This window comes from Neptunomonas sp. (genome assembly GCF_041601355.1).
Classification (GTDB): domain Bacteria; phylum Pseudomonadota; class Gammaproteobacteria; order Pseudomonadales; family Balneatricaceae; genus Neptunomonas.
In genome coordinates this window covers 1-16,104 of sequence record NZ_JBFIIH010000101.1, presented here as the reverse complement: position 1 = coordinate 16,104, position 16,104 = coordinate 1, and the positions used below count along the sequence as shown (strand labels likewise).

Sequence of the window (16,104 nt, the reverse complement as noted above, 5' to 3'; positions counted from 1 at the left end):
TTATAACGCGCAGGATTCCAAATAATAACTTTTCTCACCAGATCCAGCTCGTACTTAACGTTCATCAGAAAATCCATTCCCAACAAACCATCAAATGCCCCCCCCGGTGCTTTATTATCGATGACAAAAGAGCGGATGTTTTTCGCCTGAAAAGGGCCCACCTGAATCCGGTCAAATTCAATACTACTCAATTTAACAACATTGCCACCCGCCACACGTGCATAACCCGCTGACTCACTCATGGCGTCAAGACGTACTAATGCATCACGATGAAAAACTGTGCCACTGGCGCCGGTATCCATTAACATCTTCACATCTACATCTTTACCGTGATAGGTCACTTTAACCGGCACCAGCACTTGGTTATTTTCGACAGTCACAGCCGTTTCCATTTGTGCTAACGCATGTTCAAGACGCCTTATTTCAGATCGTACTTTTAAAGAGTCAGAAGCTTTTTTGTTTTTCTCAGAATAATTACTGGTATTACTCACCTCCTCCGGAGGAGACTGCAACTCCATTTGCGCCTGATACTTTTGTGGCACCTGGCTTAAGCTGCCTACAAATACTTTTTTGCCTTTGTCGTCCGTGTACTTATAAATCTCGGCGTGGGATTTCGCCATCATCATCAATAGCAGAATCGCAATCATGCTCACCATTATGGCCACAATGCGTATCTGCTGACAACGGACGCACTTTTTTTTCGCCATGGGGCTTAACCTCCGGCTAGTTTTACTGTGTAGTCCAGCTTCTCAAGGAAGGTTTTAATCGTCTCCCTATGATCTCCCTGAATCTCAATAATGCCATCCTTCAGCGCTCCACCCGTCCCACAATGCTGTTTAAGTTGTTTGGATAATCTCTTTAATTCTGCTTCTGCTAACGGTACACCCGTCACAGTGGTTACGCCTTTACCTTTTCTGCCCGAAGTTTCACGTCGGATTCGTACGATCCCATCCAGTGAAGCGATGCGATTGGTATCCGCATTCTCCTGACAACAACAGGAATTTTTCGGTTGTCTGCATTCTGGACATACATCGCCGGCTTGTGTTGAATAAACCAGCCGGCTTAATTGATCGTTTAACGATGCCATATTTTTCGTCCTAGCGAGAGAGCCCACCGATCTGCCTGGCAAGATAGGCGGCATAGTTGTCTGTCATTCCACTGATAAAATCCAGTGCCCTAATGTAGGCATGATACAACGACCATTCAGGATCCGGTGCATGAATACCCATTAAACTTATAATTTTCTCACTGCGGTAACTTAATCCTTCATCACTTTTTCTTTGGTTTTGTTCATACACTGCATGACAAAAAGCATCTAATAAAATACCAAGACAACTGTAAGCGCCTACTTCAAGTTCAGTTTTACGCGTATCCGGAAACACTTTATTTTTCGCCAGGGCTTTCGCTGCGTGTAATCCGTTTTTGACTCCAGAGTCACCATCAAGGAGTAGCTCTCCCTGATATTGACCTGCCATGATAGCGTCATAGTTTTTCATGAAAGCATTCACAGCAGAATTAACCATATTCTCCATCGCCTTCCCCCGCAAAGCGGATATTTTACGGCGCGCCGATGCCTGACTGTAAAAAATACCATCCTCGAACTCCAGATCACCGCACAACTGCAGCAAAATAGGTTTGATCGCATCAAAAGTAAGGATGTTCAGTTCAATCGCGTCTTCCAAGTCAAGGATCGCATAACAGATGTCATCTGCGGCTTCCATCAGATATGCCAAAGGGTGGCGGCTCCAGCGATTCTCAGCCAACGGCACCAATCCTAATTCATGGCCTAACTTTTCAAGCGTATGCCTCTCTGTCAGATAACAACTGAATTTACCTTTGCTCGTGGCATGCTCAACGGTCCAGGGGTATTTCAGTAATGTCCCCAGAGTAGGGTAAGTAAGGCGTAAACCACCATCATAAAGATGATTCTCTATACAGGTAACTACTCTGAACCCCTGAGCGTTTCCTTCAAAAGTTTCCAGATCAGAACGCTCAGGCAAGGAAAGCGGCTTCAAAAATTCGGCATCTCTGGACTGTTTAAACCAATCTCTGATCGCGTACTCTCCGGCATGCCCGAAAGGAGGATTGCCAATATCATGTGCCAGACAGGCCGACTGCACAATCATGCCAATATCATGCGAACTGACCCATTCAGGTAGCACTGACTCCAACAACTCCCCGACACGAATACCCAACGAACGCCCAACGCTGCCGACTTCAATCGAATGTGTCAAACGGGTGTGAATATGATCATTTAAAACTAAAGGGTGTACTTGCGTTTTACGACCTAAACGCCGGAAAGCGCTAGAAAAGACAACACGATCGTGGTCTTTATGAAAGTGGCTTCGTCCTACTTCAGGCGGCGCTATTGTTTCATGCCCATAACGTTTTACTGTGAGCAGTTTTTCCCACTGCATCATGCCTGTATTCCCTTCATCCGTTGCACCTCGCGTGATGACATAAAAAAACCGATAGCATGTAATCACACTACCGGTATATTCACACGCAATCAAAAAAATCTACACTTTAAACTGACTAACAATTTTCATCAGGCGCCGTTCCAATGCAGACATCTCCTGAGTCGTATCAGACAGCGCGTCAGCATTCTGCGCTGAATGCTCTGCTATATCGGCCACTTGCTGAACATTTTGGCTAATTTCATCCGCTACCGCTGTTTGCTCTTCAGCAGCGCTGGCAATTTGCGTATTCATCTGCGTAATAGTACTTACTGAACCTGTGATCACACTTAAAGATACACTTGCCTGAGCCGCTCGTTCGATCGTCGCAACACTCTGTGCTTTACTGGTATCCATTACACCCACGGCCTCGCGCGCACCTACTTGCAGCCGCTCAATCATATTTTGGATCTCTTGCGTGCTTTGTTGAGTTCTGTTAGCCAGCGTTCTGACTTCATCCGCCACCACTGAAAAGCCTCGACCATAATCACCGGCTCTGGCCGCTTCTATCGCCGCATTAAGTGCCAATAAGTTAGTTTGGCCTGCAATTTCTTTAATAACGTTAACAACAGTACCTATTTTATCGGCATCTACGTCCAACTGACCGATAACATCTGAAGCTCTGTTAACATCATCTGACAAAGCCTTGATAGCCGTGATTGTCTCCTCAACAATACGCTGGCCGCTGATAGATTCATTATCTGCCTCTTGAGCGGCAGATGCCGCACCGGCAGCATTACCAGCCACTTCTTGTGCAGCCGCGGCCATTTCATGCACTGCAGCCGCGGCCTGAGCGGTCTCATGACGCTGTCTTTGCACATCAGAATGTGCCTTGGACACCACAGTATTCATTTGAGATGTTGATTGTGAAAGGTCGTGAATGCCTCCTTTTAAATCAATAACGAGCCTCTGAATTTTATCTGCAAAATCATTAAAGCCCTGCGACACTTGTCCCACTTCATCTTTTGACATCACTTTCAAGCGACGGGTTAAATCCCCCTCACCCCGGCTGATATCAATCAGCGCTTCTGCAGTATCACGCAATGGCTGTATAACTTTTCCCGCAATATACAGGGCAATCAAAACAAAGAAAGTAAGTAATACGACACCTGCCGCAGCGATAAATAACTGGGTTCTTGCCATTTTGGAGTCGATACTTTGTTGCGTCGTTGCGACCACATCATCAATATCATCAATATAGAAACCAGTCCCTAACATCCAACCGAATTTTTCAATCCCTAACGCATAACTTAGCTTTTGAACATCCGCATTTTTTGAAGGCTTATTCCAAATATAAGTAAGGTAGCCGCCCCCTTGTTGAGCCTGATCGATCAGTTCTTTGATAATAGCAAGGCCATTGGCATCTTTCAGCGATATCAGATTTTCACCTTCCATGGAGGGCTTAGGTCTCATAACAACATTCGTACCTGAGTAATCATAAACGAACACATAGCCATCTTTTTTTTCGCCATAGGTCATTGATCTTAATATGTCCGCTGCTTTTTTCCTGGCTTCGGCATCATCAGGCCCAAAGGCGTTATCAACAATAGGCTGAACAGCACTTAACGCCATGTCCATGAAAGCTTTTGCTGTTTCTTGTTTTGAGCTCATCATGGTTGAGCGAATTGTCGCAACTTCATGCTCACCCATTTCTTGTAATTTAACCTTAACCACTAGCATCACAACGAGGATAGCCACAATCAGGGGAATAATTGTCAGCATTAGCATTTTATGTTTGAGCTTTAATGAACTCATCTTCAGAGGCCTCAACCCGCATTGTTATTACTTATAATAATTTTCGGTTCTAATGAGACACATCTCATTGCAACCTTCAGAGTTTTAGCCAGATCCATTTACGTCCAATTTCAATTTCATAGGTAAAATTGAAGTAGGTCGGTTTGATACAGTCAGTCTAGACAAAAAAATCCAAAAGACACAAAATTGAAATAGCTTTTTACTTTTGATTATTACCAGCTTCACTATTCCATTGCTTCCATTTCACATAAACTTAAGCCTCTACTCCCATCAAAAAGGCAAGGTCGACTGCATGTTTAATCCATTAAAAAAATTAGTGCTTATTGCAACTGTATTACTTTTCAGCAATCCATCTTTCGCAGAGAACCCAAAAGTTTCTCTGGAAACCTCGATGGGAGCAATAACACTGACATTGTTCCCGCAGGAAGCACCTGCCAGCGTTGAAAACTTTTTACGCTATGTCGATGAAGGCTTTTACGTAGGAACGCAATTTCACCGCGTTATCAGTGGGTTTATGATTCAAGGAGGAGGCTTCACTGAGGATATGGTTCAAAAGAAAAACCATGATCCGATTAAAAATGAATCTGCTAACGGGTTAGCTAACAAGCAGGGCACAATTTCCATGGCCAGAACTCAGGATCCTGACAGTGCAACCAGTCAGTTTTTCATTAACCTTGTCGACAATAACAGTCTGAATCAGATGGGGAATCGTCCAGGCTACAGCGTTTTCGGCGAAGTAACTCAAGGTATGGACATCGTGAACGCCATCGGAAAAGTAAACACAACAACACGAGCGCGCCACCGCGATGTACCTGTTCAACCGATCCTGATTTTAAGCACGAAACGTCTTTAATATTGCGGGCAGATAAACACAGTAAGTAAACTGATCACCTCGGTTTTTTCACCAGGTGATCAGTATTTTCTAAGCATTTTATCCGCGCACAACAGCGACATAATTGCCCTGCATCGCTAACGCCTTCGTTCCTTGCTGAATAACAGAGACTTCAAGCGCCAGCCTCGCCCGCCCCTTCTCTTTCAGGCGTGCTAAAAAACCATCTACCTGATCAGCACCGGGCAACGTTACTTCTGCATAAAAATCACCATTCACCGGCGCAAGATAGCGCATTTCGCAATCTCTTATCATTACATCGCAATCCAGAGAACGGTCCCTGAGCAACAAGGTTGTCAGACACCAGCCTGAAATGGTTGCCAGGGTTGCTAACGACCCACCAAATCCGGTGCCTTTATCATTAATGTTGGGCGCCAATGCTGCAGGCAACCGCAGCTTACAGCCGTCAAACTCAAGATCACCCAACCCCATATGGTTAAGCAATGGAATTTGTGTTTTTAACCACTGCAAAAAATCATCTGTACTTTGAGTAGAGTCCTGAGCAGGCTTGTGACAAGAGTTCTGATCCGGGTTCTGGGATATTGGCACTAGCTTTTACCTTTCCAGACTGAAGCGACATCTTCAATACCCGTTGAAGATACTTCACGCATTCTTTTCGCCGTCCCTACGTATATGAAGCCGATCACTTGCTCATGAGCCTGCAATCCAAGACCCGCTTTCACGACAGGATCATATGCCATCGCACCGGTTCTCCACATTGCACCTAAACCTTGCGCATAAGCTGCCAGCAACAGACTATGGGCAGCACAACCTGCAGTAATAATCTGTTCTACTTCCGGCACTTTAATATGGCTTTGTGTTTTCGCCACAGCGACGATAATCATAGGGGCACGTAATGGTTTTTTCTGAAGCTTTGCGGCCTTATCCTCCGCTAAGTCGTCACCTTTAATTCGAATTGCTTTAGCAAAAAGGTCTCCTAATTGCTCTCGCGCTTCACCTTCTATCAGTAAAAAACGCCAAGGCCTGAGTCCTGCATGATCCGGCGACCTTAATGCCGCCTTGAACATCATATCCAGCTGCACTTTTGTTGGTGCGGGCTCCACTAACACCGGTACAGAGACACGGTTATGCAGCATTTCAATTGCATCCATCTTCACATTCTCTCTATTGACGACTGACTATTGTCGACTAAGCCTAAGATTTACAGCAGCAATGGCCTTACTACTGCGCAGTGGATTAATATCCAATCCACCACGACGCACATATCTGGCATAAACTATCAGTGACTCTGGCTGACAATGCGTCCAAATATCCATGAAGATATTTTCGACACATTGCTCATGGAAATCACCATGTTCCCGGTAAGAGATTAAGTACTCTAATAAGCCTTCCTGACTGATCTCCTTACCGACATACGAAATCTGTATAGAAGCCCAATCAGGCTGCCCTGTTACAGGGCAATTGGATTTCAACAGATGACTATACAGCATCTCATCAACATGACGCTCGCCAGTCGCCAATAACGATATTTGCGGCTGATAATGCTGAACACTGATATCCAGTTCATCCAGACATTTTCCCTCGAACCGCCCTAGCTCAGGCATACGATCAGGATGAAAAAACTCAACCCGGACATCACCTCCGGCAGCCAGTGACAGATCATTTTGCATCAGTGCGATAACTGCCTCTTCATTTTCAAATCGACTTAAATTAAAAGAGTTCAGATACAACTTGAATGACTTAGATTCAATGATATTTCGAGAGTCAGCGGGTATAACAAAAGCCGCAATTCTGACGACCGGCTTGCCCTTAAGATTAAGCCAGGATATTTCATAGCCGTTCCACAGATCTTCACCATAAAACGGCAGATCATCGCGTTCGACACCACGCTTGTGCCAATTTAAGTCGCGCTGAATAGGAAACAGCAACTGCGGTGCATACTGGTTAATATAGGCCGTATCACTTCCCAGCGGAGACTTGTCCAGCGGAGATAGCTCCAGTGGAGATTGATCAGGAACCTTCTGCTCACTCATTATTGCCTAATCCCCTTACCCATATTCAGTAACTTCAGCGCGATTGTAAACAAAACCAAATTAAACAAAATAATAACACCGAAAGCAAAGCTGACATTAATATCACTACTGCCCAAAATGCCATAACGGAAGGTGTTTACCATATACAATATGGGATTGAGCTGCGAAACACCCTGCCAAAATTCTGGTAACAGCTGAATCGAGTAAAAGACGCCGCCTAAATAGGTTAATGGTGTCAGAATAAAGGTCGGTATGATGGAGATATCATCGAATGAATTAGCAAAAACAGCATTGATAAAGCCACCCAGTGAAAATAACACCGAGGTCAGCATGACGGTTGCTATTGTCACCCAAAAACTATGAATCTGCAGCTTCGTGAAAAAAAGTGATAACAGCGTCACAATAAAACCAACGGCTAAACCACGCGACACGCCCCCCAGCACATAACCGGAAAGAATTACCCAATTCGGTGTTGGCGATACCAGCAACTCCTCGATATTTTTCTGGAACTTGGTACTGAAAAATGATGAAACGACATTACCATACGAATTCGTAATCACAGACATCATTATCAGCCCGGGAACAATAAACTCCATATAGCTAAAGCCACCCATTTCACCAATACGACTGCCAATCAGATTGCCAAAAATAATGAAATATAAAGTCATTGTAATCGCTGGCGGTAATAACGTCTGTGCCCATATCCGGGTAAAACGCCTGATCTCTTTTCTGACAATGGTTATAAACGCAACCCATAACTCATGATGACTCATGCTTCGCTCGTCTCCAGATTTTTTTCAACCATAGCAACAAAAAGCTCCTCCAACCGATTGGATTTATTTCGCATACTCGTCACTTCAATATTTTGAGCTTCCAACTGTTTAAACAAACCGTTCAAACCTTTATTTTTATCCACGTGAACAACCAAGGTATGCGGATCTTCAAGCTGCGAAGAATAACCCTCAAAAGCCACTTCAAGCGCCTGCTCAGGTCTTATATCCAAAATGAATGTTTCAGTATTCAGCTGTTGTAATAATGATTTTATAGAGGTGTTGTGTACGATCGACCCATGATCAATAATCGCTATATTCCGGCATAAACTTTCCGCTTCCTCCAAATAATGAGTCGTCAAAATGATTGTCGTTCCCGCTTGGTTCAGCTCCTTAAGGAAGGCCCACATAGAGCGCCGCAACTCAATATCAACACCTGCCGTCGGCTCATCCAGAATCAGTAGTTTAGGCTCATGAACCAAAGCCCTGGCGATCATTAAACGCCTTTTCATACCTCCGGATAACATCCGCGCGGGCACATCGCGCTTGTCCCAAAGTCCGAGCTTCTTTAAATAAGTCTCGGCACGCTGTTTTGCAACGGCTACCGGGATACCGTAATAGCCCGCTTGCGTACGAACGATATCGCCCACCTTTTCGAACATATTGAAATTAAATTCTTGTGGCACCACACCTAAACTACGTTTAGCGGCAGCCTGATCTTTTTCAAGGTCAAAGCCAAAAATTTCAACCTGCCCACTGGTTTTATTAACCAACGAGGAAACAATACCCAGAGTAGTAGACTTACCCGCACCATTGGGGCCAAGCAAAGCAAAAAAATCACCTTGCTGCACATCAAATGAGATACCCTTCAGTGCTTCAAATTTATTACCATAGACTTTACGCAAATCTTTAATTGATAGCGCTAGTGTCATTATTCTTTTTCCTGCTTATTGAGACGAGATAAACGGTGACCTTGATCACTATTTTTTCAAAATATGCGATATTGTATCAGGTAAAATTAATAGTTTAATGAAAGCAACAGACTTATCCGGTAAGCGCTCTCCGACAAGCGTTATCTGACAAGAGCTATCCCAAATGCGTTAACCCAGACGTGTTACCCCGGATACAGAATAATTGCCAGTTTGCTATGTAGCGGCTAAAGAAAACTTAAACCTGAACCGGTTGTAAAAAAGATGCCGTCAGCTTTCTGGCAGCCTATCCCCTCAAACGCTACAATGTCCCCAGAATTAATCGGAGACACCCATGACACCTCACCAGTTACACCATCTGAACTTTCTTAAAATTGCTTACAATAACTTTATCAAGCAAGCGCCCTTCACGTTAGAGGAGATCTCTAACGAAGAAGAACAGTTCATACTGGACTTTCAAAAGCTCATTAAAGATTTCGAAGCAGGCTCTGAAAATGTGTACAACGATGGAGAAAATTTCATCGACCAGGCCTTCAAAATGTATCCGAGACTTGCTCACCTGATGGCGCGTGATTTGCTCTGGTATTTCGGCGGAAAATGTCTGCACAACATGCCAGACTCTGAAATTCAAAAATTTCAGACACTCGATGAACTACGTTTCGAAGCTGAAGAAAAAGGTGAAGAGTTCGACTATCTGAATAAAAGAGCACACCTGTTTGGTTTGAATTAACAAGGGCTAAGCACAAAAAGTAAGCCGGGCAACCCTTCATCATCAGCTTCTTTGGAACATTTCAATAAAAAAGCCTCCATCAATCGGACACACCTGCCCAACTGTTCTCTGGTTTCAGGCTGTTAAAATTGAAAATGAACGCGCATTTTTCAGCCTTTCTTTCATAACCCCGGGTATCAGCTCGGGCACTTTGGGTCAGCAAAATTGTTTATTAGCATTTCACCGAGAGCAAATCATGCCAGACTAGCCAGGCAGTGCACTTTTCCGCTCCGCTTCCCTTTTCTCTGTCATATCTATACCGACAGAAAGAATAATAGCCCGATGGTCTGAGCATGCCGAAATATATGAGTGAATCCATGAAAAATCACGTAATTGTCCTTTCAAGTCCAAGCTCTGACTATCCAGATAAACAAGGTTATCCAATCCCATATAAAGTCGGGTAATGCTGTCTAAAGCCTGTTGATTGAATTCACTCGTAAAGAAAAGATCTACAAATTTTGGTAACGCTGCCTCCTTGCTGATACCGAATAATTTTTTACCCACATCATTCATCGTCAGCACAGTCCCATCCGTGCTTTGAGTGACGATCACATTCTCTGTGCTGCCAACCAGATGGGCCACTCTCTCCTTTTCCACACTCAACGCCTTCGCCATACTTTCAATACAATGGCTGGACTTTTGTTCACCTTCAGACAAGCGTTCGACCATGTCACAGACATCACGAATCCATAGAGAGATTGCTGATATCTCATCCTGAAAGAATAACCTGTCTTGCCGTGCATCAATTTGCCTGCCAGCAAACTGTTCTTTGGCCAAACTCTTTTCCAGAACTAAACCCTGCTCTTTAATTAAATCCTGTGCTTTAACCAGAAAAGGCACGTTTACTAAACGCCGTGCAACTTTTGAAGCACTCATAAAAGCAATCATTAGTAAAAAAAGACTACTGATGATAAAGCCGACACCCAGTTGGTTCTTTAATGCCCGCATCGCTTGATAGCGGATGGTTCCATCAGTAATCAACACCCATACGGTGTCTGTGAAAGCAACACTTGCCGGTACTGTAAAATAAATTTCATAGTGACGATCAAACACATCTACCCGGTATAAAGTTTCGTTAGAAATGTGGGTTACCTGCTGACTCAACGTTTGTAAAATTTGCATATTTTGATTTCGCTGCGTGAGCTGGGTAAAATCTAAAGACCAGGCGTCAATATCTGATGGTTTTTCGATATTTTTTCTAGCGATACCCATTTCAACCGCCGTTAATTGTTTGAAATCCAGCACTATATCCTGCATCAACCGGCCGAGCACTAACACCCCTTCTACCTTTCCTGAATTAAGTAAAGGTATAGCAATCGTGCGGAAACATTGATCTTTACAACGCATTTCACGTACAGGACGCTCATTTTTTAATGCCGGCTGAACCCCTGAGTTTGTCTGTAAATCGATATTCCCAACTGAAAACACCAGTTGTCCTTGAGTATCGAATACCGCTGCACCATCTACTATGCCTTGCGCTTCAAGTTGAGGAAATTTTTCTGATATGGAGGAGTAAATATAATCTTTATAACGAAGGGTTGAAGCTGTTTGCTTCATAATAAGAACAGTTTGCCCCACTTCCAGAAGTTTATGATAAGAAGTGGTTAATACGCCATCGAGTGCCTTAAGATTACTTTTAAAGGATACTTGCTGATCCCGCTCATATTGCCGCTCAATCTGGCGTCCAACGTAACTGTAAAGTCCCACGTGAATAGATAATACAGCCAATAAGAATGGCATCCATAGCTTCCAGCGAATACTAATAAAACGAGGGGATCTATTCATATAAATTTACACCTCGCTATTTAAAAACGATACGTCGCTTGCAGCAGATACATATTCCAATTTTTCTTAATCGATCCGATATCAGGGTTATCTTGCACGGGCAACCAACCGGTTCCTTGCACATAGTGCCACTCGGCCCGAAAGCTGATATTTTGCGAAGCCTGCCAACCAAGGCCTATCGTATAATCTTTTGCCCACATAGAATGGGCCGGCACTCCTATTAACTGCTCAGCTTTTAAACCCGATCGGTCATTCTTGTCGAGATAAAAAACATCTCTGCGAATTAATAAATCCCAGTCCTGGTTAAAACGATACATCGCTTGCAGGTAATATGCTTCTACAGTGTTTTTTCCATTAAATTCAAAAAAACCACCCAAATCACTTCGATCCACGCTGACTACCATATACTCTGCAGCCACTGACCAACTTTCGGTATTATATTCCCCGCTAGCCACAGCCACATCAAAATTCACGTCGCCTTCACCTAAACCTAATTCACCTAAAGAGCCAGGCTGGTAGCGTAAATCATACCGCCCTAACGTTATACCTAGTCGCCATGTTTCAGTATCATCAGCCAACATGACACGTGACATAACACCATGACTGTCTGTAAAGCTCCCTGAATAATTCGACCTGAAATACGCATATTCAGCCTGATCACTCTCTCTGGGTTTTCCTATCACAAGGTCGACATCAATACGCATATCGGATATTGGAAAATAGCCATAAGCCATGACTCCATCAGCCGAGAGCTGGATTTCTCTTACTACATCAAAATAGATGGATTGGGGTAGTACTATTGAGGGTCGGGTAAAGGACACATCCCGCGTTTCATTATAGAAACCGTAAGGTATTTTAACTCTACCCACTCGCAGCCCAAACTCATTGAAACTGCCCACTGAAAAACTGTAATCCGCCAATAAATAATCAAGCTGCGGCGCGCCATCGTCAACGTTTCCATAGGTACGCGACATAATTTGTCCAGAAAAATGCATATTACTTAATGGTCGCCATGTAGCGTACACCGCTAACTCACGAAAATCTGCACTAATCCCTTCGCTACTATTACCTGCATAATTATTATTGTCCGTTGCAACTAATCCTTGTGTTATAAATCCACCCACATACCATTCAGACACATCTTGCTCGGCCAGTAAGCGGCCGGAAAAACACAACAAACAACATAAAGATAACAATCTAGTGTATTTCAATGATGTACACTCCTTTCAATAAAGGCAAACTGTTGTCATCAATATATCCAATGGAGCCCTGGGTGCTTTTAACACGCACAAGCATTTCCTGAATGGAGGGAACTAATATTGGAGGATAGCCAGCACCGCTATACACAGAGCGGTCCCATATCATTCTTAATTGATAAGGGAACATATTTAATTGTGTTTTAACAAAGGAGCGATGCAGAGGATGTGAATCAGGGAGTACAAAAACATGAATGGCGCTCTGATCTGGCCAACGAGTTGAACGCATCGTAATAATAGAACGTAATTCTTGAGAAGAAAGGCTGGTAACTTTAACACCAGGATGCACAATCACTGAATTTGCCCCGCCAAGCTGAGACATCATCAGTAGAAAAAAAGCCAGGTATGTTCGTCGTTTATGCGTCACTACGGTCCCTCGTAAAGCGACATAATTTGCCAATCAAAATATAATCATCTGATTATATAAAAAATACGTTATCAACAGTAATGTTTTCGGTATTTACAAAGATGGCGTCCCATAGGGGGTTCGAACCCCTGTTACCGCCGTGAAAGGGCGGTGTCCTAGACCACTAGACGAATGGGACTTATTTGAAACCTTAAGCTTTAAAACTTTTGGAGCGGGAAACGAGATTCGAACTCGCGACCCCGACCTTGGCAAGGTCGTGCTCTACCAACTGAGCTATTCCCGCAACAATATTTTAGTTAGTAGCGATCGTTAACAACATTCGTTAGTAACACTCGCAAACAACTAAATTGGCGTCCCATAGGGGGTTCGAACCCCTGTTACCGCCGTGAAAGGGCGGTGTCCTGGACCACTAGACGAATGGGACTTTTTCAGTGAGAGCAAGGCTCATCAAAGAGGCGCAAATCTTATTGATTCCAACGACCTATGTCAAGAAGAATTATCACCACTGACGTTGAAAAATCACTCTGTCATTGCTTCTGTATTGGCCGAAAATAATATTTGCTGAAGGCGCGTCATCAAAACTACCATCACCATCCCAGTCAAAGAAAAAATAAGGCATTCGTGTCAGATCAACCGCAACACCTACCACACCGGTATTCGCTGCTCCCGGCGCACTCATTGTCACTCCGGCATCGCCTGCATCCACTCTAAAATCTGCTCCACTATGCGCATAGGCGGCCGCCGTCTGGCCAGACGCTATAAGAGCACCGTCATTATCAGAATAAGTCACTTCTGAGGTTAGCCATGCACTGCAACTATCTGTGCTATTAACGATATAGCCCGACCCATCATAATACTCAGTTACCCAGGGCAAAGATAAAGGTTCAGTTTCAGGCCCATAAGCATCAGCGAGTCTGAGCCGCCCGAAACGAAGCTCTTTTGCAGGGATATTACTGATAGTAAAACCACTACACCCCTCCTCCAGCCAATCCCCGTCGGCATCCGAGTCGATTCGGTAGCAGGCACCATCAGCATCGGTAAGATCTGCTGTCGTCAATGTCAGATCGACAAGACCAGCAAACGGCGCTTCTAAGGCCCCCCGAACATAGTTAATCGAATCACCCGTCAGACTATTGATTGCCGTTCCGTCATAATCTGCGTCAGTCCCACCCCACGTATCTGTCGATGTATTAACCGTACTACTCAAGGTCGTCGACACAGAGGCACTCTGATCGGTATAGAAACGACTACTGCGCTGAGCCGCCAGTTTCCACAATGAACCACCATAGTTATATACACGCCCGCCTACTGCGCTATAACCGCTAACAACAAGCTCCGGTGGTGTTTGATACCCGATGTCTTCATCCATATAAGAGAAATCCCCCGATGAACAATGCGCTTGCCACTGAGGAGAATTTGCCGTCACGGTAAAAAACCAGGGCACAAAGCGCCCTACCGTTTTAGCTGTCTGACTAATACTGTGTCCGTAGTAATCAGCATCCCTGGCATACAAGTTGATAATACCGACTTCCGAATAACGCGCAGATACATCCTCAAATACACCGGAACTAAAACCCGATGAAATACCGGTCCAGGCAACGCTATCACTGGCAAGCAGACCACCGCCAGAAACGGACAAAGTACCACCGACACCCCCCGCCGCCTGAGTTGGCGTCTGTAAGCTAATCCCCAACTGAGCATTTGAAGGCTGGTAATTAGGCGTCACCGCACCATTTGCACACTGACCGGCAACACTGACAGTAAAAGGCCGGTCAGCAGCCCATACAGCGCCTCCGGAAACAGCCGTATTATCCAGCATTAAGCCAGATCCGTTATCCGCTACCAACGACAATAAGGCTGGATAAGCGACAAAAGAATCCGACCCATAGAAAGTCTTCTGCCCGGCTGTCAGCGCTGCGTTCAACCCGACCACGCCAGCATCCGGATACTGTATAGAAATGCTGCCCTCACCTTGCGAATCAAAACGCACTGCTACCGGCGTACCAGGCGCAGAAGACGACAATGGATAAGCGACTCCGTCAGAGGTTAAAATAAGATTTTGCGTACCCGTAGACGGCGCAAGGTACTGACTATAAAAGTTAACCGTCCTGTTACCTGCAACTGCACCGCTGCAACTCAGCGAATTATCAGATTTTTTGACCGCCCGGATACTAACAGCGAGTGATGCCTGACAGGACTGTGTATCCGGAATAGAAAAAATCAAACCGGAATCTGAAACAGATAGATTACTATCTTCCCTATGAGAAGAGTTTCGCTTATCCGTTGAAACCCCGTCGGTTACATTAAAATTAACCAGTTCAGGATCAGAGGCAAGATCCGGATATGATAGGCGCAGTGTGACACTGCTTTCACCATTGTCCGGAAAACGATACGTTGCCTGACCGCCACCTGAATTAGTCAGCACACCTGATCCGGTAACAACAGACAACCACTCGCCTTTCATCGTGGAGGTTGATATCTGCAGCAACGCATCCTTAGCATCCACCGCTAAATCAGCATTATCATGCGCAGTAAAAGTGATATCTTCGGCTAAACAACTCACCATCGACATGTCGTGACTGATGGCATAATGATTTACGGCCACCGGCTCAGTACAATTACAGGAGCGCAGAGCCCCATCATAATTTCGGCCAGCCTCTTCATTAATAAAAATATCTGCAATGTCAACAGCACTTAAATCAACATCGAAAATTTTGACTTCATCAATATCACCATCAAAGAAGCGCGATCCAATACCCTGATCCTGTCCGATCTGAAGATCATTGCTATTGGTAATGAGTTGACCTGTAAATGTTCGTCGTGCCGCTTCTTGTCCATCAATATAAATAATCTGAAGACCCGATTGATACGTAATAGCCACGTGATGCCATTGACCTAAACCGATCTGCACCCCGGATGTAAAACTACGGGTAATGCCATTAGCATCATTCCACCACCAAAAAATCTCTCGATTAGTGTTTACGTGAAACTCATAGTTAGTGTCTTTAGAGAGGATGGTTTTCAACCCTGAGGGTGTGCTGTTCAGGTAAACCCATGCCATGGCCGTTAAGGTATCCGGCAAATCAACTTCATTCGTGTCTGGCAGGCGCACGTAATCATCAGCACTATCAAAC

Annotated in this window: 15 protein-coding genes and 3 tRNA genes; 2 read left to right on the top strand and 16 right to left on the bottom strand. The window is 44.5% G+C overall.

Annotated features, from left to right (window positions below; genetic code table 11):
- The 4 genes from ABY436_RS14810 to ABY436_RS14795 all read right to left on the bottom strand — a co-directional run.
- On the bottom strand, positions 1 to 707 hold a 707-nt coding region (locus ABY436_RS14810), incomplete at its 3' end, for an aspartyl protease family protein (protein ID WP_372739721.1).
- 5 nt (positions 708 to 712) lie between these two features.
- On the bottom strand, positions 713 to 1,087 hold the full coding sequence (locus ABY436_RS14805) for a translation initiation factor Sui1 (protein WP_372739720.1): 375 nt from the start codon (positions 1,085 to 1,087) through the stop codon (positions 713 to 715).
- Positions 1,088 to 1,097: 10 nt separating this feature from the next.
- Complete coding sequence (locus ABY436_RS14800) at positions 1,098 to 2,420, bottom strand: deoxyguanosinetriphosphate triphosphohydrolase (RefSeq protein WP_372739722.1); 1,323 nt, start codon at positions 2,418 to 2,420, stop codon at positions 1,098 to 1,100.
- 99 nt (positions 2,421 to 2,519) lie between these two features.
- A complete protein-coding gene (locus tag ABY436_RS14795; RefSeq protein WP_372739719.1) occupies positions 2,520 to 4,211 on the bottom strand; it encodes a methyl-accepting chemotaxis protein in 1,692 nt (563 codons plus the stop codon).
- Between the two features lie 292 nt (positions 4,212 to 4,503).
- Here ABY436_RS14795 and ABY436_RS14790 point away from each other — a divergent pair, with 292 nt between their 5' ends.
- Positions 4,504 to 5,064 carry a peptidylprolyl isomerase gene (locus ABY436_RS14790; protein ID WP_372739718.1) on the top strand — a complete coding sequence of 187 codons (561 nt, stop codon included), beginning with the start codon at positions 4,504 to 4,506 and terminating at the stop codon, positions 5,062 to 5,064.
- A gap of 78 nt (positions 5,065 to 5,142) precedes the next feature.
- On the opposite strand, the gene ABY436_RS14785 is transcribed toward ABY436_RS14790, so the two are convergent.
- The 5 genes from ABY436_RS14785 to ABY436_RS14765 are packed head-to-tail and all read right to left on the bottom strand — an operon-like array spanning position 5,143 to position 8,796.
- Complete coding sequence (locus ABY436_RS14785; RefSeq protein WP_372739717.1) at positions 5,143 to 5,649, bottom strand: YiiD C-terminal domain-containing protein; 507 nt, start codon at positions 5,647 to 5,649, stop codon at positions 5,143 to 5,145.
- Positions 5,649 to 6,212: a nitroreductase family protein gene (locus ABY436_RS14780; protein WP_372739716.1), complete on the bottom strand. Its 564-nt coding sequence runs from the start codon at positions 6,210 to 6,212 to the stop codon at positions 5,649 to 5,651. The genes ABY436_RS14785 and ABY436_RS14780 overlap by 1 nt, the downstream gene beginning before the upstream one ends.
- 27 nt (positions 6,213 to 6,239) lie before the next feature.
- Complete coding sequence (queF, locus tag ABY436_RS14775; RefSeq protein ID WP_372739715.1) at positions 6,240 to 7,094, bottom strand: NADPH-dependent 7-cyano-7-deazaguanine reductase QueF; 855 nt, start codon at positions 7,092 to 7,094, stop codon at positions 6,240 to 6,242.
- Positions 7,094 to 7,867 carry an ABC transporter permease gene (locus ABY436_RS14770; RefSeq protein ID WP_090725604.1) on the bottom strand — a complete coding sequence of 258 codons (774 nt, stop codon included), beginning with the start codon at positions 7,865 to 7,867 and terminating at the stop codon, positions 7,094 to 7,096. Before ABY436_RS14770 ends, queF begins: the two co-directional genes overlap by 1 nt.
- The gene (locus ABY436_RS14765; RefSeq protein ID WP_372739714.1) at positions 7,864 to 8,796 is read right to left on the bottom strand and encodes an ABC transporter ATP-binding protein; all 933 of its coding nucleotides are present in this window, start codon (positions 8,794 to 8,796) and stop codon (positions 7,864 to 7,866) included. Before ABY436_RS14765 ends, ABY436_RS14770 begins: the two co-directional genes overlap by 4 nt.
- Positions 8,797 to 9,127: 331 nt before the next feature.
- Here ABY436_RS14765 and ABY436_RS14760 point away from each other — a divergent pair, with 331 nt between their 5' ends.
- A complete protein-coding gene (locus ABY436_RS14760) occupies positions 9,128 to 9,523 on the top strand; it encodes a PA2817 family protein (protein WP_372739713.1) in 396 nt (131 codons plus the stop codon).
- 243 nt (positions 9,524 to 9,766) lie between these two features.
- Here the strand turns inward: ABY436_RS14760 and ABY436_RS14755 are convergent, their stop codons facing one another.
- The 7 genes from ABY436_RS14755 to ABY436_RS14725 all read right to left on the bottom strand — a co-directional run.
- Entirely contained in the window at positions 9,767 to 11,347 is a 1,581-nt protein-coding gene (locus ABY436_RS14755) for a cache domain-containing protein (protein ID WP_372739712.1), read from the bottom strand.
- A 20-nt stretch (positions 11,348 to 11,367) separates the two neighbouring features.
- On the bottom strand, positions 11,368 to 12,558 hold the full coding sequence (locus ABY436_RS14750; RefSeq protein WP_372739711.1) for a hypothetical protein: 1,191 nt from the start codon (positions 12,556 to 12,558) through the stop codon (positions 11,368 to 11,370).
- Positions 12,545 to 12,970 (bottom strand): hypothetical protein, encoded by a 426-nt coding sequence (locus ABY436_RS14745; RefSeq protein ID WP_372739710.1) that lies wholly within the window; start codon positions 12,968 to 12,970, stop codon positions 12,545 to 12,547. The genes ABY436_RS14750 and ABY436_RS14745 overlap by 14 nt, the downstream gene beginning before the upstream one ends.
- Positions 12,971 to 13,072: 102 nt before the next feature.
- Positions 13,073 to 13,148: transfer RNA gene (locus ABY436_RS14740), tRNA-Glu, on the bottom strand.
- Between the two features lie 29 nt (positions 13,149 to 13,177).
- Positions 13,178 to 13,253: transfer RNA gene (locus ABY436_RS14735), tRNA-Gly, on the bottom strand.
- A gap of 65 nt (positions 13,254 to 13,318) precedes the next feature.
- Positions 13,319 to 13,394: transfer RNA gene (locus tag ABY436_RS14730), tRNA-Glu, on the bottom strand.
- 75 nt (positions 13,395 to 13,469) lie between these two features.
- On the bottom strand, positions 13,470 to 16,104 hold a 2,635-nt coding region (locus ABY436_RS14725), incomplete at its 5' end, for a DUF6701 domain-containing protein (RefSeq protein WP_372739709.1).

What these genes read in the sequence shown, in the direction of transcription:
- ABY436_RS14805 (WP_372739720.1), bottom strand. Translation starts at nt 1,087, where the DNA reads ATGGCATCGTTAAACGATCAATTAAGCCGGCTGGTTTATTCAACACAA.
- ABY436_RS14800 (WP_372739722.1), bottom strand. Translation starts at nt 2,420, where the DNA reads ATGATGCAGTGGGAAAAACTGCTCACAGTAAAACGTTATGGGCATGAA.
- ABY436_RS14795 (WP_372739719.1), bottom strand. Translation starts at nt 4,211, where the DNA reads ATGAGTTCATTAAAGCTCAAACATAAAATGCTAATGCTGACAATTATT.
- ABY436_RS14790 (WP_372739718.1), top strand. Translation starts at nt 4,504, where the DNA reads ATGTTTAATCCATTAAAAAAATTAGTGCTTATTGCAACTGTATTACTT.
- ABY436_RS14780 (WP_372739716.1), bottom strand. Translation starts at nt 6,212, where the DNA reads ATGGATGCAATTGAAATGCTGCATAACCGTGTCTCTGTACCGGTGTTA.
- queF (WP_372739715.1), bottom strand. Translation starts at nt 7,094, where the DNA reads ATGAGTGAGCAGAAGGTTCCTGATCAATCTCCACTGGAGCTATCTCCG.
- ABY436_RS14770 (WP_090725604.1), bottom strand. Translation starts at nt 7,867, where the DNA reads ATGAGTCATCATGAGTTATGGGTTGCGTTTATAACCATTGTCAGAAAA.
- ABY436_RS14765 (WP_372739714.1), bottom strand. Translation starts at nt 8,796, where the DNA reads ATGACACTAGCGCTATCAATTAAAGATTTGCGTAAAGTCTATGGTAAT.
- ABY436_RS14760 (WP_372739713.1), top strand. Translation starts at nt 9,128, where the DNA reads ATGACACCTCACCAGTTACACCATCTGAACTTTCTTAAAATTGCTTAC.
- ABY436_RS14755 (WP_372739712.1), bottom strand. Translation starts at nt 11,347, where the DNA reads ATGAATAGATCCCCTCGTTTTATTAGTATTCGCTGGAAGCTATGGATG.